This is a genomic window from Agaribacillus sp. DX54, from assembly GCF_056858335.1.
In genome coordinates, this window is sequence record NZ_JBXEQE010000023.1 from 13,980 (window position 1) to 38,346 (window position 24,367).

Consider the following 24,367-nt stretch of genomic DNA (forward strand, 5'->3'; position numbering starts at 1 on the left):
GATTTTATCAAAAAACACTATATTCGGATACTACTGTTTGTTAATATACGAAATGCAAACCAATTGTATCGACCATACAGATAAAATGTTAACTAAAAAAGTATGAGCATTATGCCAACCCATCGCAGGATTTGTTGTTTACATGTATACCGCTCATTGGACGGGTTTTAAGCTTTTGATATATGGCATTAAAGATATTGGTTGGAACTTCGAAGGGGGTTGTCATTGTTGAAAAGAAAGAAGGTGCATGGAACATAGCTGACATTCGGTTTTTAGGAATGCCGGTTTCCATGTTGTTTGTCGATCCGGTCACCGGCAGGTGGTGGGTGGCTTTGGATCATAAACACTGGGGATCAAAATTGCACTTTACCGAAGACCAGGGAAACACATGGCATGAAGTAGCGGTGCCGGCCTACACAGGCCTGGAAAACAAAGCGCATAAAACGGTGAAACTAAAAAAAATATGGGTTATGGAAAATGCCGGTCCGGACAGGCCCGGTTGTTTGTGGCTGGGTACCGAGCCCGGAGGGTTGTTTTACAGTGATGACAACGGCCAGACGTTCCGGTTGAATACAGGCCTCTGGAATCATCCCAGCAGGGCTAACGAAAACCAGTGGTTCGGTGCAGGCAGGGATCACCCTTTTATTCATTCTATTGTTACAGACCCACGGGATCAGGATACCCTGTTTGTCGCAGTTAGTTGCGCCGGTGTTTTTGGCAGCAGGGATAATGGTAAAAGCTGGGTGGTCAGAAACAACGGCCTGGAAGCCACTTATTTGCCAAAGCCGAATGTTGAAGTAGGCCACGATCCGCATTCGATGCTGGCCTGTAAGGCAAATCCGGATGTTATGTGGCAACAAAATCATTGTGGGATTTTCAGAACGGTGGATCAGGGGGGCCAATGGAAAAAAGTGAGCGGCGCTAATGGCTATCCACATTACGGTTTTGCCCTGGCTATCGAAGAAGAAAACCCGGATGAGGCCTGGGTGATTCCTGCACAAAGTGATGAGATCAGGGTGGCGGTCGATTTGCGCATGTCGGTCTGTTACACCGCAGATGCCGGCAATAGCTGGATACGGCAGGAAGCAGGGTTGCCGGGTTTCAACGCTTTTGGTATTGTGTTAAGGCATGCATTTGCAAAGGAAGACGCTTTGCTGGTTTTTGGCACGAATAATGGCAATTTGTTTTTATCAGAGGACAAGGGAAAAAGTTGGTTGAGGGTTTCAGGCGATCTGGCTCCTGTCAACTATATTAAAATAGTTTTGTGAAAGCTCACCCCTTTTTCTCGAAGTAATTATCAAAAAATCAAACAAACCGGACACAAATTATTTTTAATAATCAGGTCACTGTTTCTTAATTTAAAAGCTTTACGAATGAAGACACTTATAGAGAAGACATTCCAGGTGGAAGAGCCAGCGGCAAAAACCTGGGAATATCTGAGTGATCCGGCCAAAATTGTAAATTGTGTGCCGGGGGCATCCCTTACTGAAAAAATTGATGACAGCCGGTACAAAGGCGAAGTGGTCGCCAAATTTGGTCCGGTTAAAGCCAGGTATAATGGCGAGATTACGATTGAAGCATCAGATGATTCGACTTATAAAATGGTGTTGAAAGGCAAAGGCCTGGATGCTAAAGGAAAAGGAAGTGCTGAAATGCAAATGCATGGAAAGCTGAACGAGAACGCCAACGGTACGGAAGTTGATTTTTCGATGGAATTAGCTATCACCGGTATGTTGGCGCAATTCGGGGCGAGGCTTATCAAAGATGTTTCCGATCAGCTACTCAATCAGTTTATAACTAACTTCAAGGATTTATTGCAAGGAAAAGATGTGGATAATTCCATGAATGCCGGCAAGGTAATGGGAACGATGGTGAAGCATAAGCTCGGCGGAATTTTTGGTGAAGAAAAAAAGGACTCGGAAAACTCATAAAAAGACCGCTCTCTGGCGGCCTTTTGTAATCTGTGATGTATTATGATTATTTTACCGTGATGGTATTTTTGAGTTTCTTCTTTTCATCTTTCGGCACAAAAAGATTCAGAATTCCGGCCTCATATTTAGCCTCGATCTTTTCCGCATTTACACTTTTTGGTAATTTGAAAGACTTGCTGAAGGTTCCGTATTGTGTTTCGACGCTGTGGTAGTTTTTACCCTTATCTTCGTTAACAAACTTCCTTTCACCGCTGATGGTTAAAAAGTTATCATTCACCTCAATGTTGAAATCCTCTTTTTTCATTCCCGGTGCCGCCAGGCTTACTTCGAAGCCTGTTTCAGTTTCGGCGATATCTACCTTGGGCAGAAAGCTCCTGGTGCTACCTGCTACATTGAACCTTTCGTTAAAGAAATTATCCAATAGTGAGCTGAAGTTGGCAGGTACATAATCATTAAAGTCGTTTCTATATTTTACTAGTGTCATTGTTATAATTTTTTTGGTTTTACATTCAATTTCAAATTCAGTTTACCCTAGCGTAAAAATTGTACCAATCCAATTTTCAATTGTTTTTAAGTCAAAATGGCGCTAATTGATTAAATTTTTTAGATAAAAATGCCATAATGGCATTTTTTTAAACATTCTTGGGCTTTATGAAGATGGCTTATTGTTTTTTTTTCTTTTCCTGGTTAACATGAAACAATATGAGTTAAAAAAGACGTTGTTTAAAGTGTGAAAAATAAATGGAAAAAAATCCAAATCCTCTATTTTTGCTAAATGGTAAGAAAGTTAAGAAATAGTAGATTCATAAACCTTTTTTATGGCTTCATGGCGCTCTACATGCTTAACATATGCATCGATTCACCTGATGCCTTGCCCAATGATATACCTGAAGATTTGTCTGTTAACGATCAGGAGAGCCTCATAGAGCTAATTGTTGAAAAGGTTTTAGGATATGAAGAAGCCATTCCCGAACACGATGACAGCGATCCCCACCAGGATACGACGGTGAAAGGCCATATAGACCATTTTGTTTTGCCTTTTTTTAAATCAAAATTTGACCATCGGCCCGACAAAGGAAAAAAACAAAACAACTCAGTTTATTTTTTACATTTTCCTGTTCATTACCTGGAAATTCACCTGCCCCCACCGGAAGCTTAATTTGTTTCACGGAACCAATTTCAAGCTGTTTTCACCCTGAAGACAGATAAATACCTCTTGTCTGATAACATAAAACAAATTAAGATGAAAAGTGAATTTTTGATATACATTCTCTTAACAAGCATAGTATTTTCCAATCCATCCTTCGCTCAAACCGAAAACCTTAACACCGTAAAAGACAGCCTTTATATTCAGGAAGTAGAAGAGAAGCGCGAACCTGCCAAAGTGCTGCACGCGGAACCCCTTTATATTGACCTTATCCGGGATCTCGGTGCCCGAAAAGGGGAAAAAGAGTGGAACGTTGGCATTGAAATCATTGATAATGAAGACTTCGACCAATACGGAACACTGGTAGAATACGAATGGGCACCTCTGAACAGACTTGGTCTTGAAGTAGAGCTCCCATTTACTTTTTACTACCCTACCGGGGAAAATGGAAGTGCCCCGGGAAGTAAACTGAATAGCTTAAAGCTGGCGGCGCAGTATTCGTTTTTTGTATCTGAAAAACATAAGACGAGTCTGGCCATCGGGTATATTCATGAATTTGAACTGGCTGAATTTGATAACTATGGTCGTGAAAGGCTTATTGAGGGAAACCTTTTCAACCCCTTCTTTATAGCCGCCAAACGGTGGGGCGACAATTTCCATACGCTGGTTTATACGGGACCGGGCATTGAACGTCCTGTCAATGGCAATGAAACGAATGTGAGCTGGGAGATAAACAGTAATATACACTATATGATTTCCGGAACAAGAAATTTTTTAGGGATTGAATTTAACAAAACGGTCGAAGACGGTGATTTCGATATGACCATAAGACCGCAAATGAGGGTTGGCATTGCCGATAACTTACTCATTGGTATTGTTACAGGTATACCCATAAAGCGGGAAAACCAGCGATTCAGTTCCTTTTTAAGACTAATTTACGAGCCGGGGCACCAGAAGGACCATTAATTAGTGGTCCTTCATCAGCTTTGCTATCAGTTTAATTCATAATATACCTATAATGATCGATTGTTTAATTGTAATTGAAAAGGATTAATAGCATGACTGTCGCGTTCGTTCAGCTACGCCTCTGGCGACTCAAAGGCACTGAATAGTTTTCTTAAAAAACTATTTGTGGATAAAACCATGCTTTCCGCCGCCTCATTGGCCCAACCAGAAGACTGGATATCCAGGGGAAATATGACCACGGCCAGCATTCGGGAATATCACTTTCAATATCTGGATGTTTCAGATAGCATACTGGCGTCATTCCGGATTAATCCATTAAGAAGAGGGCGAGAAAAAGTATTCGGGCATATCACTATTCCATTGATTAGGGTAGCTGATGATGACGCAGGTAACAGTACCCTAAAAGCCATTCAAATAGATAATTTTTAATCGACACATTTTTTCATATTTTAGCTCCCGGATTTTTCTACATGTTTCCGTTAAAGACATGGCTTAGGGAGTTTTAAATAAATTTTTTGCAATGAATAGAATTTTTCAAACCTTGTTTTTTTAGTTGGCTGTTGCAGCGCCTTTGCCCAACAGCTCATATCAGATGACCCTTATGTTTTTCAGGAAGGAGATAAATAGATAGCATACAGTGTCCGGGATGGCAAAGTAATCAATATTGACACGCGTCATTCGGAGGGAAAAAGTGAGGCCTTACTGATTAGCAAACGAAAGACTTACAGGGTAGATATCAATGGAAAGCGCCGGCTTTTATTCGGGAAAAATAATCCCGGGAATGATGGTGTAGCTGTATTGTAAATGATTGTTTCGCTCTTGAAATAAAATCGGAGGGGGTTAGGTGAAATTATTAATAGTATGACCCAATTCAGATTTTTTTAACTTTTTTATGGATTAACCCTGTTTTTCATATTCTTTTTATAGTTACTTTTTACCTCACCGAGGTATTATATAAAGTAAGGCATATACTTCAGGTTAAACTTTTTATCTTTAACTATTTAAAGTTATGAAAAGATTTTTACGCCTGGCCCCCCTGTTTTTCCTAACGACTCCGTGGATTTTTGGGCAGGAAAAGCCAGATTTTTATACCAGCCAATGGAGCGAGGTGCACAAATATGAATTGGCGTATTTACCCAAATCCGCCCTGGCAAAAGCTGATTCCATTTACATACATGCTAAAAATGACAACAATTATGTTCAGTTGGTGAAAGCCATGATCTTTCAGGCAAAGTTTGCCACAACCTTAAAAGAAGATCATGAAATACATATTGTCAATCACTTTAAAAAGGAAATGGCAAGCAGTGAAACCCCATTGCGAAACATCCTTGAAAGTATGCTGGCCCATATTTATTGGCAATATTATCAAAAGAATCGCTGGAAATTTTATCGAAGAACCAGAACGGGTGAAAAGGTGAACAAAGAAGATTTCAGGACCTGGGATTTAAGCACCATTTTTCAGGAAATACACGATCACTTTCAAAATTCTCTCCAAAATCCTGCACACTTACAGGCAATTGATCTCGGAGAAATCGATGAACTGTTAATAAAGTATCAGGGCTCCGGGCAATACAGGCCCACCTTATACGATTTTATAGCACATAATGCCCTGGCCTTCTACACGGTCTCAGAAAGTAGTCTGACACAACCTGTCGATAAATTTGAAATGCGTGATGAGGGTTATTTCAATGATCCTGATTTTAACGAATCTCCAATAACCACAGACTCGCTTTCTTTGGTTCTGAATGCCCTGAAAATCTACCGCCAGTTGTGCCGGTTTCATGAATTAAGGAAAGATAGTTCGGCTTACGTGATGTTGGAGGTGGAGCGATTGGCGTTTTTAAAAAATCATGGAATATTTGATGATCCGGATCAATTGTATATCGATGCCTTGCATAAATTGAAGGATAAATTCGGTACACATCCGGGCAGTACTTTGATAGATTTCAAACTGGCCGAAATCTTATTCAAGCAAGGGGCGGCTTATAGTCCAAACAAGAATGACGCACCACAATTTAAGAAAAAGGAAGCGCTGATAATATGTGAGCAGGCCATTCACAAATTTCCGGAAAGCACAGGTGCCAGACAATGCCGCGAGCTAAAGAATCGTATACTGACTCCAGCCTTGTCTTTGGTTGCCGAAGGTTTTATTCCCATCAATACGCCTTCGAGAATACTTGTCCGATATGCTAACCTCGACCATCTGCAATTTTCCGTATGGCGCATTCGGGAAGACCAAAAAATCGAATACCGGCACTTAAAAAATGATTCGTCCGCATTAGCGTTCATCGGGCAATTAAAACAGCTTGAATTCTGGGATTTCAACATGACCGATCTGAATGACTACCAGGAACATACCACAGAGGCCGTCCTGCCCCCATTGCCACAAGGGCAGTATATAATCATCGCCAAAGCCCCTGACCTGGAAAATGTTTACGGGTATGCACTGACGCAAATTACTGATCTTGTTTTGGTAGAAAATTCGATGAGCAAGATAAACCGGTATCAGGTACTTGACAGAAATAATGGTTCTCCTGTCGAGGGTGCAAATATTCATTTCAGTCACCTTAGGAGTAATAATAACAGGCTGGATTTTGATAAAACACTTACTACGGATGAAAAGGGTTTTGCCATGGTGAAAAAAGATGACCACCACTATGACGGCCTGAGGGCCATGGTGACTGCCGGAAGCGATACAGCGAGATTTGGCAATTACCACATATCCAGGGCTCATTATATAAAAGGTGAGGAAAATGACATACAACCCATTCATGCCAAACCTTTTATTCTTACCGACCGGAGCATTTACCGCCCCGGACAAAATGTTTTTTTTAAGGGAATTCTTACTAAAAAACAAGTTGATAAGCTATCTGTGGTTCCGGGTGAATTTGTGGAGGTGTATTTTAATGATCCCAATGATGATGAAATCAGTTACTTACGATTAAAAACCAATGAATTTGGTTCTTTTAGCGGGGAATTTAAAATCCCCTCCAAGGGCCTTACCGGTAAATATAATATTTCGGCAGAAGAAGATGTTGAAGGGGACAGCCAATTCTATGACGATGAAATCGATGATTTTGAATGGAATGAAGCCTACATATCGGTCGAAGAGTATAAAAGGCCAAGGTTTGAAGTTTCATTTGAAGCGGTAACAAATTCTTTCAAACTAAAGGATACTGTATCGATTGAAGGCAAGGCTATAGCATTTACCGGGGCAGCGGTCACCAACGCCAAGGTAGTGTATAAAGTTACCAGAACAGTGCGCTATCCACCCTGGTATTATTGGAGAAACCGGCAAAGTTATATCACCTCGCCCTCCAGGGAAATTACCAGTGGTGAAACTACCACCACCTCAGATGGGGTTTTTTTAATCGATTTCAAAGCCATCCCGGATGAACAGGTCCCTGAAGATGAGTTTCCGGTATTTAAATATCGAATTACGGCTGATGTGACAGATATCAATGGCGAGACAAGAAGTGCTGAGGCCATCGTGAAAGTAGGCTATCACACCATGAATATTAGTATCGATGCCCCGGATATCATTACGAAAAACCGGAAGGGCCAACCCGTCAAATTAAAAGCACGGAACCTTAACGGGCAAAAGGAAATTCGGACTTAGAGATGCCGGTTATGCTGATATTCCTCAAAACACGGTTGTATTCTATTCCCTGGATAAAGCCAACTACTATGTTGGTGATAAAGCGGCATTCACCATCGGTACGGCATTAAAAGATGCGACCATCACCATAGATATTGAAAAGGCCCACAAGGCGGTAAGTACGCAGGTCATCCATTTGTCCAATGATAGTTACACACTCCGGATTCCAATCGATCAAAATGACATCGGGGGATTTGCCATCCATTACCATTTGGTCAATTTCAATGATTTCAAAACAGGCACACAAATCGTGAATGTTTCAAAAAAAGAAGAACAACTGCAAATCGAGACGGCGACCTTCCGGGACAAATTGCTACCAGGAGCCAGGGAAACCTGGAATTTTAAGATCAAAGGGCCCAACAGGGGCAAACTGGAAGCAGAAGTACTGGCGGCTATGTATGATGCTTCCTTGGATCAGTTTAAACCGCACAAATGGCGTTTTAATCCTTTTCCAAAACCCACCTATTATAGTCGTTACCGGAGCTATGCAAACAACAGTTTTGGGAATAATACTTTTGTCTTGAGAAACTTATCATCCCCCCCGGTGTATGTAGGGGAACAACAATTCGATCGACTGGATTGGTTCGGATTTACCATTGACAATAATAAAAACGCACAGTATCTGTACCTGAGCAGGTTGCGTGTGATTTATTTTGATACTACCGGACAGGTTTCAAAAGTTTCGATTTCTAATAACTATCTACAACAAGCAGGGTTTATTTCAGGACATATCAGGAATATGGATGGGGAACCACTTCCCGGTGTCAATGTCGTGGTCAAAGGCACCACCAGGGGCACAGTGACCGACACAAATGGCCAATACACCATTCGGGCAGCCAAAGGGGAAGAACTGGGATTCAGCTTTATCGGTTTTGTGAGTGCCAAGTATGAAATTGGTAAAGGAAATATCATCGATGTGCAACTGGCAGAAGATGTAAACATGTTATCTGAGGTGGTGGTCTTAGGGCATGGTGTTCGGAAAAGGGCCAGTATTACCGGTTCTGTGGTCACAGTTGTACAGGAGGAGGTTATCCATGAGGACGTTTCATTCGAGGTCGCTCCCAGATGGAAATTGGATGGAAGCGTTCCAGGTGTAAGTATTACCGATCATCAGGGCTTGGCGCGTTGGGTAACCCTGAAAGGTCATTCTGTTATTGATGGGGAAAAGGCTCCTTTATACATTGTAGATGGCGTGCCTGTGGAATCATCAAACATTTCAGAAAATGATCTGGCTGCTGTTTCTGTGTTAAAGAGGGATGCTGCCAAAGCTTTATACGGTGCCAGGAGCGCTCATGGTGTCATCCTGATTATGACCAAATCGGGCCAAGAGAAAATAGATGAAGCGCTGGCCAAAGTCCGGGCCCGTAAGAATCTGAAAGAAACAGCTTTCTTTTATCCCCATTTAAAAACCGATAAAAAGGGAAAGGTCAGCTTTTCTTTCACCACACCTGAAGCACTTACCCGGTGGAAGCTGCAATTGCTGGCACACGACAAAAACCTGATCGCTACCACCAAAACGCTGCAAGCCATCACCACTAAAGACCTGATGATCACACCCAATACTCCCAGGTTTTTAAGACAGGGTGATCAGGTGGTTATTTCGGCGAAAATCACCAATCTGACCAACCGGGAAATGGAGGGCTTCATTGGCCTGCAGTTGAGCGACCCTTACTCGGGCGAAGCTACTGATGACCTGTTTCAAAATATTGAAAGAAATAAACCATTTAGCGTTAGTAACCGTAGCAATACCGAAGTCTCCTGGCAGTTTTTGGTACCGGAAAACGCCAGCGCTCTACAATACAAAATCGTAGCGAGGTCAGGTGACTTTAGCGATGGGGAACAAAACGCGCTGCCCATACTTTCCAAACGCGTATTGGTGACAGAAACCCTGCCCATGCATGTAAAAACCGGTGAGTCCGGGACTTTTACCCTGAATAAACTGAAAAAGAACAACTCCCCGACACTCCGGCATCATCGGCTTACCCTGGAAGTGACTTCCAACCCAACGTGGTATGTGCTTCAGGCACTTCCTTACCTGATGGAATTTCCATACGAATGCGCAGAACAAACTTTTGCCAGGTATTATGCCAATGCCCTGGCCTTGCACATTGTCAATCAGCACGATGACATTGAAAAGGTGTTTAAAAGCTGGGCTGAAAATGGTGGTTTGTCCGCTAACCTGGAGAAAAATGAAACATTTAAATCCATCATGGTACAGGAAACACCCTGGCTGCGCGATGCGCTTAGCGAGAAGCAGCAAAAGGAGCATATCGCCAGGCTTTTTGATGGTGCACAAGTACAAAGATCGCTGGAATCTGCCATCTATCAGTTGGAGCAAATGCAACAGGGCGATGGTGGTTTCCCCTGGTTTAGTGGCAGCACCAGGGTCAATCGATACATCACCCAACACATCATTGCCGGATTGGCGCACCTGCAGCATCTGCATGTTGTTGATAAGAGTTATAAAACCAAAGCCATCATCCGTAAGGGGTTAAAGTTTCTAGAAAGGGAGATTTTGAATGATTATAATTTATTGCGTGAAAGCGCTGAACGCCAATATAATTCAAAAAGCGCCGTGGCTGAGTTTATGAATAAAAAGCATATTACTGCCCATCAAATACACTATCTGTACCTGCGTAGTTATTTCCCCGATTCAATGTTCACGGATGAGGTCGGGCCCGCGATCCATTATTATAAAAATCAATCTTTTACTCACTGGCAAAGCCTTGGACCCTATATGCAGGGCATGATTGCCATTGAAAAATTCAGGTCTGGCCAGATAAAGAAGGCCAGGGCTATCCTCAATTTGCTCAAGGAAACCAGCATTACCCATAAGGAAATGGGCATGTATTGGAAAGCTAATGCGGATAGCTGGAGATGGAACCATGCCCCCGTTGAAACCCAGGCCTTGTTGATAGAAGCATTCTCTTAAATTGAAGCCGGCGATACGACCATTTCGGACCAGGAGAAGCTGCAAACTATCGATCACCTGAAAATCTGGTTGCTAAAAAACAAGCAAACTAACCGATGGCACACCACCAAGTCTACTACTGAAGCCATCTACCCCTTGTTGCTAAAAGGCAGTGACTGGCTTTCCGTCACTGAAGAAGTGGATGTAACGCTGGGCAGTGAGAGGATCACGGCAGCGTCATTGATTGGTAAACCCGAAATAGCCACGGGTTATTTCAAAAAATCATGGACAAGTCAGCAAATCGATCCGTCAATGAGTGAAGTAAACCTTACCAAAAAAGAAAAAGGCACAGCCTGGGCCGGATTGTATTGGCAGTATTTTGAGGAGCTGGATAAAATCACACCGGCAGAAACACCACTGAAACTGTCAAAATCACTTTTCAGGGTTTCTTATACGGAAGCAGGGGAATTGCTTCATGAAGTATCGGACACTATGAAACTCAATGTGGGTGACCTGGTACGGGTACGTATTGCGTTAACGGCTGACAGGCCCATGGAATTTGTACATATGAAAGACATGCGTGCAGCAGGAACAGAACCTGTCAATGTGTTATCAACCTATAAATGGCAGGATGGCCTGGGTTATTATGAAAGCACCCGCGATGCTTCCACCGACTTTTTTTTCGACCAATTACCGAAAGGCGTGTATGTCTTCGAATATGATCTCAGAATAAACAACCGCGGCAATTTTTCAAACGGCATCACGAGCATTCAGAGTATGTATGCTCCTGAATTTAGCAGTCACAGTGAGGGGGTAAGGTTGGTGGTGGAATGAAAAGTTCCTATGAAATCATCACAAGCCCCGGATGCATACCATAAAATAATTGTCAATTATCCATTACCACTTACGTCTGGTTGTTAAAAAAAATGGTACTTATTTGTTTGCATTTGTCTTGGCATACAAGCCCGCTTTTCATCAAAACATCAGTTTACCGATTTTCGGCGGCATGATTTTAATGCTGTGGGCGTCACACCGTAACGTTTCTTAAAGGCTGTTGAAAAATGCTGAGGATTCTTGTAACCCACTATGGCCGAAACTTCGGCAACAGATACATCATCTTTTATCAATTTTTCTTTAGCGTGATTCATTTTGAGCTCGTTCAGGTACTGAAACACCGTTTTTCCAAATACTTCCTTGAACCCTTTCTTTAAGGTAAACTCGTTGGTACCCACCGCATTCGCCAGGCTGTGCAATGAATGATAATGATCCATTTTTTTCAATAGCAACTCCCTGACCTCATACATTTTTTCTATATCTCTGGGCAATAGTTTTGATGTCTGATGTTTATCAAAGTGAGCCATTTGTTCCAGTTGAAGCAGCAGTAATTCCATCACCTTGGATTCTAAAAACATTTTTTTGAATTCCCCGGCACGGTCACATTTGAGGATGTCATGAATGATCAATAACATCTGCGCGGTGATCGGGTAATTTCTGGTGCTGAGCAGGGCAGTACATTTTTGGTCGATGGCTTGTTTAAAGTTTTTGAATATAGCCAGTCCTTCGGGCAGGCGTTTTGTGAAGAATTCCGGCAGCAGATTTATTTCAAAAGTTTTCATCCCTCCGTATGACCAGTCTGAAGTGCCATTAAATGCCGAGGCGTAAACAATATTATGCTGACCACCCCTGAACTCATATATCTGGCTTGAGAAAGATTCCCTGGTAAGTGTGTGCCCGGCTAGCGCAAAGTGCATTTCTATCGTTTCAAAGTCGCTTAAAAATCTGACCGAGGTAGCATTGGCAAGACTGAAATCCCCGTAGCCTATATGCATGCCATTGAAAAAAATCTCATGGTAATAGCCTTCACCCAACCATTGTCCTGCGTTGAAGGTCCTCTCAATAATATCACCGTTCGCCTTCCCAAAATTATCGGGATAACTGTTTTCAGCAAATAGTTCTTCGAGATCTGTGAGTTCTATCCGGGTTTTCAATTTTCTTTAAACGTAAGTTTTATTCCGTTTTGCGTAGGCCTTTGAACCTTTCAAACATCTATATTTGCGTGTATTTAGAATCATTCTAAATAATGAAATTAAAGATAAAAACTCTGAACCAAAATAACAATTAATGCAACAATATTGCAATGATAAGAAAACTATTCCTATTTCTTTTCTTGATTATCAGTTCCACAGCATTTGGGCAATATCGGTTATCAGGTAAAATAACAGATCGAGCCGGCGAAGGATTGCCCGGCGCTACGATACAGCTACTCAATACAGTTAAAGGCGCTGTATCGGATACAGCGGGTAACTTTTCAATTGAAGCCATACAATCAGGAGTCTATTTTGTCAGCGTCAACTTTGTGGGCTATCAGCCTCTGCAAAAAAAATTGGAGATAACCGGAGATCTCGAACTGGATTTTGAACTATCTGCTGCTATCATGCAACTTGGTGAAATCATTGTAACCGCCAATAAACAGCTTCAAAACATTCAGGAGACGCCTATAGCCATGACAGCCATAGGGCCTAAGCAGATAGAGCAATTGCAGATCAATGAATTGGTAGAGCTAAACCGGGTTGCTGCCAACTTCAAGTCGTACGACGATGGCGGTGGCAACTTTCAAACCTTTGCCAGCCGTGGTATTTATTCCGTCGATTTAACCCCGGCCATCGGTTTATATGTGGATGATGTTCCTTTCTTTAATGTATTTGGTTTTCCGACATTGTTTTCAGATATTGAACGTATAGAAGTGCTAAAAGGGCCCCAAGGCACCCTTTATGGTAGAAATGCCCTTGCGGGAGCGGTAAATATAATTACCAAAAGGCCTACGAACACCACGAACGGATTTGTCAGGTTCGGTTATGGCAATCTTAACCAACTTAATGCGGCTGCCGGGGTGAGTTTCCCTTTACTCCGGGAAAAAGTCTATGCCAGAATTCATGGAAATTTCATGCAGCGAGACGGATACATTGACAATGTGGCGCTCAACACTGATAACCTCCTGAGCCGGGAAACCCTTTCAGGTGGTTTGCGTCTTAGTTACTTCCCTTCGGAAAGACTGCATGTCGAACTACATACGAATATCGAGGACAGAAAAGTAGATGCGTACGCTTTGGTGGGTGGTTACCGCTTTCCTGGAATCCTATTGGATTCCCTTTTGAACAATCATCCTTATGAAGTCAATTTTAACCGGCAGGGATTATACCATACAACTACCGGTAGCGGTGCCTTGAAAGTCAAGTATGAATTGCCTAAAATAACCATCAACGCTATCACTGCCTTACAGGCATATAATAACGATATTGACAACGACGATTTTGATTTTACCCCATTTGACATACAATATATTGAAGAGGGAAACAGAACCCAGACAACCATCAGCGAAGAGTTAAGATTTAATTCCAACGGCGAGTCGAAATTAAAATGGATTGCAGGGGTCTATTTTTATCATGTCTCCATAGATAATCGCCGACCCATGGTAAACACTGCCCTGGCAGGAAACTCGGTGGGTGAATTCACACAAATCACGGACAGCGAAATCAATCAAACAGGGCTGGCTCTTTTTGGGCAGGTCGATTACAAGCTAACGGACAGGTTGGGGCTTTTGGCCGGACTGCGTTTCGAGCGGGAAAAAAGTGAATTAGAAGTCATCCGAAATCATTTTCAAAACGGAGAACGCTTTGAAGCACCTGACAACACCGTGCCCGGTGCTGCCGGTCCTGAAGCCTTTCCTATATTAAACGCACAATTCAGTGCCGAAGAACATTTTGAGGCTGTTTCTCCTAAAATCGGAGCTACTTACAACATGTCTGACAATGTGTTTGTATTCGGTCATGCTACGCGGGGATACCGGCCCGGTGGACTCAACGAGTTTGTAGATCGTTTGGATGATGCAAAATTCGATCCTGAATTCAGTTGGAATTATGAGATCGGGCTTAAAACTTCCTGGTTTAACAACAAGCTCAGGGCGAACCTCACCGGCTTCTACATTACCTGGCGAGATCAGCAGCTATTTACCCTCTTAGACGTTAACAATCTTCTTTTCGGTATGCAGAACTTAGGTAAATCGATGAGCCGGGGGCTGGAGCTCGAAACCGAATGGGTACCGCTGAAGGGGCTTAATCTGGTTGCTAATGTTGGCTACCTGTCCACAGAAATCAAAGACTTTGAAGTAATAAGTTCCTCAGGAGATGTTATCGATAACAATGGCAATCGCCAGGGATACGCTCCTGAATGGAACGGAAATCTGGCTGTTAACTATGATTGGCAGGTTAATCAGCACACCACTATTTTTTTGGGGGTTGATTACATATTTCAGTCTGAAATGTTTTTTGATCCTGAAAACACCGTACGTCAGGAAGCTTATGCGTTGTTAAATGGCCGGGCAGGTATCTCTTATCACAGATATGAATTATCACTATGGGGTAAAAACATCACTGATAAGGTGTATTTTAGCTATGGTTATGGAGTAGAAGGTACCGCCGGCTTTGCCAATTACGGATTACCACAAACCTATGGGTCAACATTAGCAGTCAGGTTTTAAATGAAAATTGCCACTTACATTATCCGTTTTCTTTTAGCGGCCCTGTTCATATGGGCGGGCATTGAAAAACTTTTTCTTCCTTATAATCCCTCTGTTTTCAAGTCAGACACCGGGATGACGGATCCCCGGTTTTTTGAGTTTTACGATTTACTGCAAGCTACCGGTTACCTCTATTTTGTAGGTTTTTTCCAATTATTCAATGGGGTGTTGCTCATTTTTAGACAGACCTATTTGCTGGGGGCGGTGATGATGGTGCCGTTGATGCTTTGCCTGTTAATGACGCATATATTCATTTCAGGGTATATGGATTTTATCATTTTCGATGCCGTCATGTTTTCTCTCAATAGCTTCCTGGTATTCCGACATTATAAAATCTTAAAAGCAACCTTTCTCAAATCTCAAAGCGTATGGATTTAAAAAATCAACAAAAGGAACTGATACTGAACGCCGGACTAACCAAAGTCATGTGGCATCTCTCTTTACCGGCGATCCTGGCCATGGTACTTTTTGGTCTGAATGCCTTTATGGACACGGTATATATAGGACAACTGATGGATGAAATAGCCTTGGCAGGCGTCGCTTTGGCCTACCCGCTTGCATCGATTATGATGGGTTTTGGTGCCTGGGCCGGGACCGGCGCTGCTAATTTGCTCAGTATTGCCCTTGGAAAGAACGATACCCAAACGCAGGAAAGAATCCTAGGCAACACAACCCTGATGATACTGATTACAACGGCCATCTTTGCCATACCATCCTACTACATGGCTGAGCCGTTGATTAGCATGATGGGTGGCAATGGACAAGTGCTGGCCTATGGGGTCAGTTATTTTAAAACGACCTTATTAGCGTCACCCTTCTGGATTTATGGCCTGGGACTTAACTTTATCATACGTGGGGAGGGAAAAATGAAAACCGCTGCTTTGATGATGAGCTATGGTCTGATCGTTAACCTGATACTTACACCCATCTTTATTCATTATTTCGATTTGGGGGTAGCCGGTGCTGCATGGGCAACCAATATCGGTATGCTCATTTATTGTATTGTCGGTTATTTCTACTTTTATCGCAGAAAAGCCTCTTTCAGTTGTGATATCAACTCGCTGGTATATGACAAAACTGTTTTTCGGTCTATCTTAAAAATGGGTTTTCCGGGTTTCATTTTAACGATCATGAGCCTGGTGCAGGCCATTGTTGTATTTAATGCCATAGTAGGTATTGGAAACGACACCGATCTGGCATTTTTCGCAGCGGCCAACCGGATGTTACTATTCATCATGACCCCGTTAATTGGTTTTATGCGAGCGCTGCAGCCTGTTGTCGGTATAAACTTCGGTGCAGGGCTGTACACCCGTGTGAAAGACAGCTTTATCCTTTTTACCAAAACAGGTTTTTTCATCGTTGCCCCTTTTTGGTTAATGCTTACAATATTTCCGGAAGCTTCTATCCGCCTGGTGCTTCCTGGTATGGCGTTCTCCATGCAGGATCTTTTCAACTTAAGGATTTATATGCTGGTGTTGCCGGTATTACCATTTGTATTGATGTCGATGACTTTTTTCCCGGCGATTAATGAGGAAAAGTACGGAAGTATTATCGGTTTGGCCCGGCAACTGGTGTTTTATGTACCTGTGATGTTAATACTTCCCAGGTATTTTGGTATTGACTGGGTCTACTATGGCTCGACACTGATCGATTTGGCGGTCGGAATCTGGATATTCCTGGTGGTCAAAAAGTTATTTGCGAAACTGAAGGTGCCTCCTGTACCACCCAAACCGGCATGACTGGTTTGGAAAAGAAAGCATGCCCATGATTTTTCTTTTCAAAGCACTTAAAAATTTACCGAGATATTTTTAGCTGAATACAAACATCAACTTTATTAACCATGAATTTGAAAATAGAAAACCTCAATAAAACATATAGTAACGGTGTGCAAGCACTTAAAAATGTAAGCCTGACCATAGAAAAGGGCATGTTTGGCCTGCTAGGTCAGAATGGCGCCGGCAAATCCACCCTAATGCGAACCATTGCCACACTTCAGGATGCCGATAGCGGTTCGATCGATTTCAATGGTATAGACGTAGGGAGTCAACCCGATAAATTAAGGGAAGTACTGGGCTATTTGCCACAGGAATTCGGGGTATATCCAACGGCCACGGCTACGGAGTTGCTTACGCATATCGCCGATATGAAGGGGATATCAGATGCAGCCGAAAGAAAAATGCAGGTGGAGGCCTTGCTGGAAAAAGTCAACCTGTGGGATGTGCGAAACAAAAAACTGGGTGGATATTCCGGGGGGATGAAGCAGCGGTTCGGAATAGCGCAGGCGTTGTTAGGTAATCCCAAGCTGATCATTGTAGATGAGCCGACAGCAGGTCTTGATCCGATGGAAAGAAACAGGTTTTACAATCTGCTTTCGGAAATTGGGGAAAACACGGTGGTTATTCTCTCTACGCATATCGTTGAAGATGTGAGTACGCTTTGCAATCAGATGGCCATCATCGGAAAAGGTGAACTGCTTCTGACAGGTACACCGGATCATGTTGAATCGGCCTTGCGCGGAAAGTTATGGGAAAAACAAATAGAGAAGCATGAATTGGCCAAATATGAAAACGAAATGACTGTTATTTCCAGCCGCTTTCATTTGGGCAAACTGATGATTACAGTAGTAGCTGACGACTTACCCGATGGTAATTTTTGGACAAAAAACCCAACATTGGAAGACGCTTACTTCAATGTTTTATCAAACAAAAAAATTACAGTACAAGCCTAAAAGGAAAGTCTATGATCCCCGGAATTTTAAAATTCGAGCTCAAGTCTCGCTTCAAGCAACCGCTGACTATGTTATTTTTCCTGATGTTGGCCTTTCAGGGTATTTGGTACACCCAGGGTAACTATGAATATTATGTAAATGATGCTACCCTGATGAACGGAGCGGCATTGTTTTATAAAAATTTTGCCGGAGGCGGTATTATCCTGATCGTGATTGTTGCGATTATTACCGGTACATTGCTTTATAAAGATATACAGTACAAATCAGCCGAGTTTATCTACGCCCTGCCTATCCACGAAAAGAGATTCTTTTTGGGCAGGTTCTTTTCTGCTTTTCTGATCAATTTTGTTCTTGTTGCGGGCATGTTTGCCGGTATGGTTCTCGTCCCTTATTCAGGCATCGCCACACCTGATAAATTCGGTCCTACACCTTGGGGGCAGATGATTCATGGGTTTTTGATCCTGACTGTTACCAACCTTTTTATGCTTACCACGGTGTGTTTTGCTTCTTTGGTGATTTTTAAGCGGATGGCTGCGGGATACCTGAGTATATTTGCCTTGGTGGTGTTGTTTCTGATGGCTGAAGCAGTTAGTGGAAATGCGGCCAACATAACCCTGGTACAACTGGTAGATCCTTTTGCTTATGTATATACTACCGAGGTGCTCGACGCTTTGCCGGCCCAGGCCAAAAATACATCATATCTGCCACTCCAACCTGTTTTCTTTCTGAACAGGCTTATTTGGATAGGGGGTGGCCTCTTATTGTTCTTCATGGCTTACAGAAGATTTTCATTCAAAAACTTTATCACGGCACTGTCTGCAAAACCCAAAAAGAAAATGGTTGAAAGGCGTGGTGCTCCGTTCAATCAGCAAATCATTGTTCCAGGTGTTACGCTGACATTTTCATCCATTGAATATATCCGGAAATTCTGGCGATTGTCGATCCTTGAACTGCGCAATGTGGTGAGGCCGGTTAACTTTAAAATCATTCTGGGAATTCTGGCCTTGATGTTTTTCCTGCAAAATATGATGTGGAATGCTACCTATTATATTGGCCCCCAGCAACCGGTTACTTCTTCTATGACCCTGACCAGGCTCACTATGGGTGTCTTTATCATGATGATTTTGATGATTTGGGCCGGAGAGCTGTTTTTTAAGGATAAGACTTGCAATATCTGGCAAATTACGGATGCTTTACCAGTGCCTGTGTGGGTCAGTCAACTCTCCAAGTTTGTTGCTATGTGTGGCGTGGCACTCATCATGGCCCTCACTATCATCGCCTGTGGGATGCTGTCCCAGCTTCTTCTCGGTGGTTGGAACGAAATCGACCTTGCCCTGTATGCCGATGACCTGCTTGGCTATAAATGGGGCTGGCTTACCTACATCCTGAATATTACATGGGTGTTCTTTCTTGCCGGGTTGACCGGAAATAGGTTCTTAACCCATATTATTGGCGTGGGCTATTACTTCTTCAATATTATAAGTTTTGATATGGGAATCATGGAAGAATTAAGGTTTGGATTCGCGTTACCCCCGGGCATTGAAGACTATTCGGAAATGAATGGATACGGTATCTGGTCCTTGGCTGCTTTTTGGTATTTTATGGTATGGGCGGCGCTGGGCGGTGTGTTTTTGTTGCTGGGCATCCATTTTTGGAGGAGGGGTGCGTCATTGAATTTTACCAAAAAGCTCCTGTTTAAAACCAATCAGATCAATTGGCAGGGAAAATCTGTGGCCCTCATTTGCCTGGTGGGTTTTTTCTTTCTTCAGTCATTTATTGTACGCCAGGTAAATGATAAAGGTAACTTTGAAACAGATGCGATGGCTAATCTTAAAGATGCTGATTATGAAAAACAATACAAATGGCTGGAAGCTATTCCTCAACCAAAAATCACAGGGGTGAACCTGTCACTGGATTTATTCCCTGATAAGCGGAGGGCGGCATATCAGGCTGATCTGACATTGACGAATCTATCCGGAATGGCTATCGATACCCTGTATCTCAATACCGCAGAATTTGTAGAGATTAGAGAGGTATTGTGGAATAACAAAACTGTTGATATCGCTTGGGAAGATGCCGAAATGGATATTCTCGCGATAGCCCGTAAGCTGGATAGCGGAGCAATAGCGACACTTACTATTACGGCCGACAAACAGTATACAGGTTTCACACAAAGTGATCCTCAACCCGATTTAACATTCAACGGGCTTTTTATGGGCGCCAGGGATATCTTGCCGGTTATTGGCTACCAAGCTGACCGGGAACTGGACAAAAACCGGGACCGGTCAACATACAACCTGGAAAAAATCACTTCCCGTATGGCTCCGGTAACAGATAGTGTGGCGTTATCCCAAGATGTTTTTTCTCCGGATGCCAGGTGGTTTAATGGCAAAATCACTGTGAGCACCATTGAGGAACAAACGGTGATAGCCCCGGGAGTATTGAAGCGTACCTGGGAGAAAAATCAAAGAAATTATTTTGAATATGAATTGGAAAAAGCGTCCCCTTTTGACTGGTATTTTTGTTCGGCATCTTTTGAAAAATTCGAATTTCAGGCCCGGGATATACCGGTTTCGATTTTTTACAAAAAAGGGCATAACTACAACCTCCCGCTTTATCAAAAGTCCATGCAAGCATCTATAGATTTTGTGAATGAACAATTGGGAAACTACCCTTTCAGCGAAGTGCGGTTGATACAAATTCCGTTTTATCAAAATGAACAATATGTTTTTCCTAATGGCATAGCCATATCAGAGAAAGAAGGATGGATAGCCGATAGCTCCGGGATACCGGAAAAGGCTTACATTTTGTTTTCGACTGCTACCCAGGTGATACGTCATTGGTTATTTCAGCGCATGCCTATCGGCAATGTGCAAGGCGCGGATATGCTTAAAGTGGCATTGCCTGAAGCAATGGCCTTACAAATCGTCCATAAACACTACGGAGAGGAGGCAGTAGAGGGGCTTTTAAAGAAAAAGCAAGATGCCTATGGTAAAGAAAGAGGAAATGAGCCGAATACCGAACCCCCATTGATACAGGCCGATGGGATTGACTATCTGGAGAAAAATAAGGGTACCATCGCGCTCTATCATTTAAGCCGGGGCCTGGGTTTCTCCACCTTTAATAAGGAACTTGTGGCGGTGATTGATGAATTTAAGCAGCAGGCGATGCCGTTTGGACTGTTATATGACCTTATGAAGACCAAAATTCCGGAGCACTTGGCAAATGATATAAAAGAAGACTTTGAAAAGGTGAACTAGTGTCAAGCCAAACCTAAACCGTCGGGTACTCCGTGACATTGGGGTATCTCCGTATTGCGAAAAGACGTGTATAGCCGAAGCTATGCACGTCTTTTGCGTTTGATCTACCCTCAAACCTACTGCCGCATTACCCGTCATTTCGTCATTTAAACGTTGACCTGATACCCGGGTATCGCTCTTTAAAAGATGTAACAATAAAATGTGGGCTGAAAACTTCCTGAATAAGCCGTGATAGTAAATTTTCGTATCGAGCAAGATCGGGTATCAAGCAAGATATAGCTAAAACTGTAACTGCATTTATAGCATGAACGACTCGTGTGCTTGCACATAACTATAGCGTCTCAGGCAACCGGATGGTTTTGGAGGTGAAGTTAAGCAGGCATTGAGCGCTCAGGTGAGTAATTATACCTACCTGTAGTTATCCCGGTTACCTATAAATGGCGATTTACATGCAGTACTATGCTTGCTATCTTTACCCTCCTAGAATTGATCTGAATGCATGAGAATTTTTATAAGTTTAATAATTGTCCTGGGGCTTAATTTCAGTGTTTCAGCCCAATTTGCCGTACTTTCCGGAAAGGTAACCGATCAGGAAGGTCAGCCTTTGCCCGGCGCGACGATTATGATAACCGGAACACAATCAGGTGTTGCGAGCGATAATAACGGAAATTTTAAGCTTAGTAAAGTATCGTTCGGAAGTTATGAGTTAGCAGTTTCAATGGTGGGATACTAAAAAAAAGTCATTACTGTTCTTGTCCGGAATGAAAACCCATCCTTTTTGACTATTACACTGTCTGCGTCTCATAAAGCATTAGATGAAATTGTAGTCATTGTCAAAAGCGAAGCCACTGCGCTTCGCCAATCGCCTCAGGCAGTGGCAGTACTGGAGACGCAGACGGCCCGCCTTCAGACAGCGGATCTCGGTGAAGTGATGGCCAAGGTGCAAGGGGTGAACGTACAGCGCGGCGGCGGGTTAGGCTCAGATACCCGATTTTCACTCAATGGTCTCACCGACGATCAAATCCGGTTTTTTTCAGACGGTATTCCATTGGATTTTGTCGGTTACTCTTTTGGTATAGCCAATGTGCCTGTAAATCTTATTGACCGGGTTGAAATATACAAAGGTGTGGTACCGATACGCTTCGGGGCCGATGCTTTGGGTGGAGCCGTTAATCTGGTTTCTCCCGAAGGGTTTTTGGGTACCGGTGGGTCAGCTTCCTACCAGATGGGTTCGTTCGGAACACACAGGGTCGCACTCAATCTGCAGCACCAGGCCGACAGCTCCGGTTTCTTGATACGGGGAAGTGCATTTTACGATTTTTCAAAAAATAATTATGAGATAAACGTGGAAGTGCCTGACGAGCGTGGAAGGCTCTCGGAGGTCACCGTACCGCGTTTTCATGATGACTATGAAGCCATGGGTGTAAACCTCGAAGTGGGCCTGCCCAACAGGTTAGGGGCTGATTTGGTGTCGGTAAAAGGATTTGCCAACAATTATTCGAGGGATATTCAACACAACAATGTAATGACTATACCTTATGGTGCGCCTACTTCTGCCGAGCGTACTTATGGCGGACTGATACGCTGGCAGAGAGATTTTAAATCCGGACTATCACTGGAAACGGTGGGCGGATATTCCTACAACCGCATTGCCTTTGTGGATACCAGCGCTTGTGTGTATAATTGGTTGGGTGATTGTATCCGGCAGCGGGCAAGTCCGGGTGAGTTGGGACTGGCCTCTGACCAGGTGTTATGGGACGATAACGTGTACGGACGTGTTAACCTCGCATATACTTTAAGTCCCGGACATGTACTCGGTTTTTCATCGGCACCGACTTACGTAACCCGTACCGGTGACGAAAGGTTGCAAGCTGATCCGGAAGCCCGTGATCCGCTGACTGCTCAGCGGGATGTGCTTACCTTTATCAATGGTATTGAGTATGCGTGGAAGTCTGCTAACGAACAATTAGCAAATATTCTGTTTGTCAAGCACTACCTGCAAGATGTGCAGGCCGAAGAACCACTGCCCGGGGATCGTGTCCGCCATCAGGACCGCCAATCGCACGATATAGGTATTGGTAACAATTTAAGCGTGCGTCTGAACGACCATTGGACCGCAAAGGCATCCTACGAATGGGCTACCCGTATGCCCAGACCACGTGAGATTTTCGGCAATGGCGTACTTATCATTGCCAATCTGCAACTTCGACCTGAACGTAGTCATAATGCTAACCTCGAGCTGAATTATCAACGTGTTACGCCTTCAGGTGCAGATTGGAACATGAGCGTTAACGGCTTTTTGAGACGCGCTGATCAACTCATTGTACTGCTGGGCAATGACCAGGTATTCAGCTACCAGAATGTATTTGCTGCGACCTCTCTGGGCGTGGAATTGACCTTTGGATGGACGTCTGCCAATGACCGGCTGAGGCTGGAAGCCAATGCGACAGGCCAGGACTTCCGCAATAGCGCCGATGAAGGGGCATTCGGAGCTTTTGAAGGAGACCGGATTCCCAACCGACCCTATCTCTTTGCCAATGGTGCGGCAAGGTATCTGCTGCCGGAAGTGCTTCGTACTAACGATGAGCTGAGCTTCTTTATCAACAGTCGTTATGTACACGAATTTTTCAGAAACTGGGAAAGTGCCGGGCTGCGGGAGTTTAAGCAGACCATTCCTTCGCAATTAGTACAAAATGCGGGATTTACCTATAAATTGACACGGGCTTCAACCCAGACAGCATTTACCGCAGAGGTTCAAAACTTAACAAACGCGCAGGTTTTTGATTTCTTTGGCGTACAAAGACCGGGGAGGGCCTATTTTGTCAAGTTAACAACACAATTTTAATGCGTTATTAAAAACAAAATCATGAAATCAATTTCAAGAATATCCGGAATATCGTTGGTTACTACACCATTCGTAACGGCTTTTGATAAAGACAATGATGGACCGGGACCGGGGGGCGATAATGACGGTACACTTTACAGGCATCATGCCGGTGTGAGCACATCTGGTGGCCGTAACAATTATTATATGCCATTGACTTCACCGGAAAGTAAGACGGAAGTAAACTACGAGACGCCTGTTGAGCTTCCTGGTTTTTTCCTGGAAATTCCGAGGGTGCGTCGATAGTATGAAATCATTGATTAAAACGCTGAGCTTACCATTCGGGGGAGGGATGAATCGCCTGCC

Annotated in this window: 18 protein-coding genes; 16 read left to right on the top strand and 2 right to left on the bottom strand. The window is 43.4% G+C overall.

Annotation, left to right across the window (positions count from 1 at the left end; genetic code table 11):
- Window positions 1-182 precede the first annotated feature (182 nt).
- Window positions 183-1,268 (top strand): WD40/YVTN/BNR-like repeat-containing protein, encoded by a 1,086-nt coding sequence (locus AC04NP_RS20995; protein ID WP_482861907.1) that lies wholly within the window; start codon window positions 183-185, stop codon window positions 1,266-1,268.
- Between the two features lie 105 nt (window positions 1,269-1,373).
- A complete protein-coding gene (locus AC04NP_RS21000; protein WP_482861908.1) occupies window positions 1,374-1,931 on the top strand; it encodes an SRPBCC family protein in 558 nt (185 codons plus the stop codon).
- A gap of 46 nt (window positions 1,932-1,977) precedes the next feature.
- Here the strand turns inward: AC04NP_RS21000 and AC04NP_RS21005 are convergent, their stop codons facing one another.
- A complete protein-coding gene (locus AC04NP_RS21005; RefSeq protein WP_482861909.1) occupies window positions 1,978-2,415 on the bottom strand; it encodes an Hsp20/alpha crystallin family protein in 438 nt (145 codons plus the stop codon).
- Window positions 2,416-2,706: 291 nt separating this feature from the next.
- On the opposite strand from AC04NP_RS21005, the gene AC04NP_RS21010 reads away from it, so the two are divergent.
- The 6 genes from AC04NP_RS21010 to AC04NP_RS21035 all read left to right on the top strand — a co-directional run bounded on the left by AC04NP_RS21010 (window position 2,707) and on the right by AC04NP_RS21035 (window position 11,447).
- On the top strand, window positions 2,707-3,090 hold the full coding sequence (locus AC04NP_RS21010; protein WP_482861910.1) for a hypothetical protein: 384 nt from the start codon (window positions 2,707-2,709) through the stop codon (window positions 3,088-3,090).
- 84 nt (window positions 3,091-3,174) lie between these two features.
- Window positions 3,175-4,044: an HAEPLYID family protein gene (locus tag AC04NP_RS21015; protein WP_482861911.1), complete on the top strand. Its 870-nt coding sequence runs from the start codon at window positions 3,175-3,177 to the stop codon at window positions 4,042-4,044.
- 165 nt (window positions 4,045-4,209) lie between these two features.
- Window positions 4,210-4,473 carry a hypothetical protein gene (locus tag AC04NP_RS21020; RefSeq protein ID WP_482861912.1) on the top strand — a complete coding sequence of 88 codons (264 nt, stop codon included), beginning with the start codon at window positions 4,210-4,212 and terminating at the stop codon, window positions 4,471-4,473.
- Window positions 4,474-5,053: 580 nt separating this feature from the next.
- Window positions 5,054-7,663: an MG2 domain-containing protein gene (locus AC04NP_RS21025; RefSeq protein ID WP_482861913.1), complete on the top strand. Its 2,610-nt coding sequence runs from the start codon at window positions 5,054-5,056 to the stop codon at window positions 7,661-7,663.
- A 49-nt stretch (window positions 7,664-7,712) separates the two neighbouring features.
- A complete protein-coding gene (locus AC04NP_RS21030; RefSeq protein WP_482861986.1) occupies window positions 7,713-10,634 on the top strand; it encodes an alpha-2-macroglobulin family protein in 2,922 nt (973 codons plus the stop codon).
- Between the two features lie 69 nt (window positions 10,635-10,703).
- Window positions 10,704-11,447, top strand: a complete 744-nt coding sequence (locus AC04NP_RS21035) for an alpha-2-macroglobulin family protein (RefSeq protein WP_482861914.1) — start codon at window positions 10,704-10,706, stop codon at window positions 11,445-11,447.
- Between the two features lie 149 nt (window positions 11,448-11,596).
- On the opposite strand, the gene AC04NP_RS21040 is transcribed toward AC04NP_RS21035, so the two are convergent.
- Complete coding sequence (locus AC04NP_RS21040) at window positions 11,597-12,601, bottom strand: helix-turn-helix domain-containing protein (RefSeq protein WP_482861915.1); 1,005 nt, start codon at window positions 12,599-12,601, stop codon at window positions 11,597-11,599.
- A gap of 149 nt (window positions 12,602-12,750) precedes the next feature.
- Here AC04NP_RS21040 and AC04NP_RS21045 point away from each other — a divergent pair, with 149 nt between their 5' ends.
- The 8 genes from AC04NP_RS21045 to AC04NP_RS21080 all read left to right on the top strand — a co-directional run bounded on the left by AC04NP_RS21045 (window position 12,751) and on the right by AC04NP_RS21080 (window position 24,307).
- Window positions 12,751-15,150: a TonB-dependent receptor gene (locus AC04NP_RS21045; RefSeq protein WP_482861916.1), complete on the top strand. Its 2,400-nt coding sequence runs from the start codon at window positions 12,751-12,753 to the stop codon at window positions 15,148-15,150.
- Window positions 15,151-15,567 carry a MauE/DoxX family redox-associated membrane protein gene (locus AC04NP_RS21050; RefSeq protein WP_482861917.1) on the top strand — a complete coding sequence of 139 codons (417 nt, stop codon included), beginning with the start codon at window positions 15,151-15,153 and terminating at the stop codon, window positions 15,565-15,567. It begins immediately after the preceding gene.
- A complete protein-coding gene (locus tag AC04NP_RS21055; RefSeq protein WP_482861918.1) occupies window positions 15,558-16,928 on the top strand; it encodes an MATE family efflux transporter in 1,371 nt (456 codons plus the stop codon). The genes AC04NP_RS21050 and AC04NP_RS21055 overlap by 10 nt, the downstream gene beginning before the upstream one ends.
- Window positions 16,929-17,029: 101 nt before the next feature.
- Entirely contained in the window at window positions 17,030-17,917 is an 888-nt protein-coding gene (locus tag AC04NP_RS21060; protein ID WP_482861919.1) for an ABC transporter ATP-binding protein, read from the top strand.
- Between the two features lie 11 nt (window positions 17,918-17,928).
- Complete coding sequence (locus AC04NP_RS21065) at window positions 17,929-21,177, top strand: ABC transporter permease/M1 family aminopeptidase (protein ID WP_482861920.1); 3,249 nt, start codon at window positions 17,929-17,931, stop codon at window positions 21,175-21,177.
- Window positions 21,178-21,676: 499 nt separating this feature from the next.
- Window positions 21,677-21,910 (top strand): carboxypeptidase-like regulatory domain-containing protein, encoded by a 234-nt coding sequence (locus AC04NP_RS21070; RefSeq protein ID WP_482861921.1) that lies wholly within the window; start codon window positions 21,677-21,679, stop codon window positions 21,908-21,910.
- A 45-nt stretch (window positions 21,911-21,955) separates the two neighbouring features.
- Entirely contained in the window at window positions 21,956-24,022 is a 2,067-nt protein-coding gene (mxcH, locus tag AC04NP_RS21075; protein WP_482861922.1) for a TonB-dependent siderophore myxochelin receptor MxcH, read from the top strand.
- A gap of 21 nt (window positions 24,023-24,043) precedes the next feature.
- A complete protein-coding gene (locus AC04NP_RS21080; protein WP_482861923.1) occupies window positions 24,044-24,307 on the top strand; it encodes a hypothetical protein in 264 nt (87 codons plus the stop codon).
- Window positions 24,308-24,367: the final 60 nt, after the last annotated feature.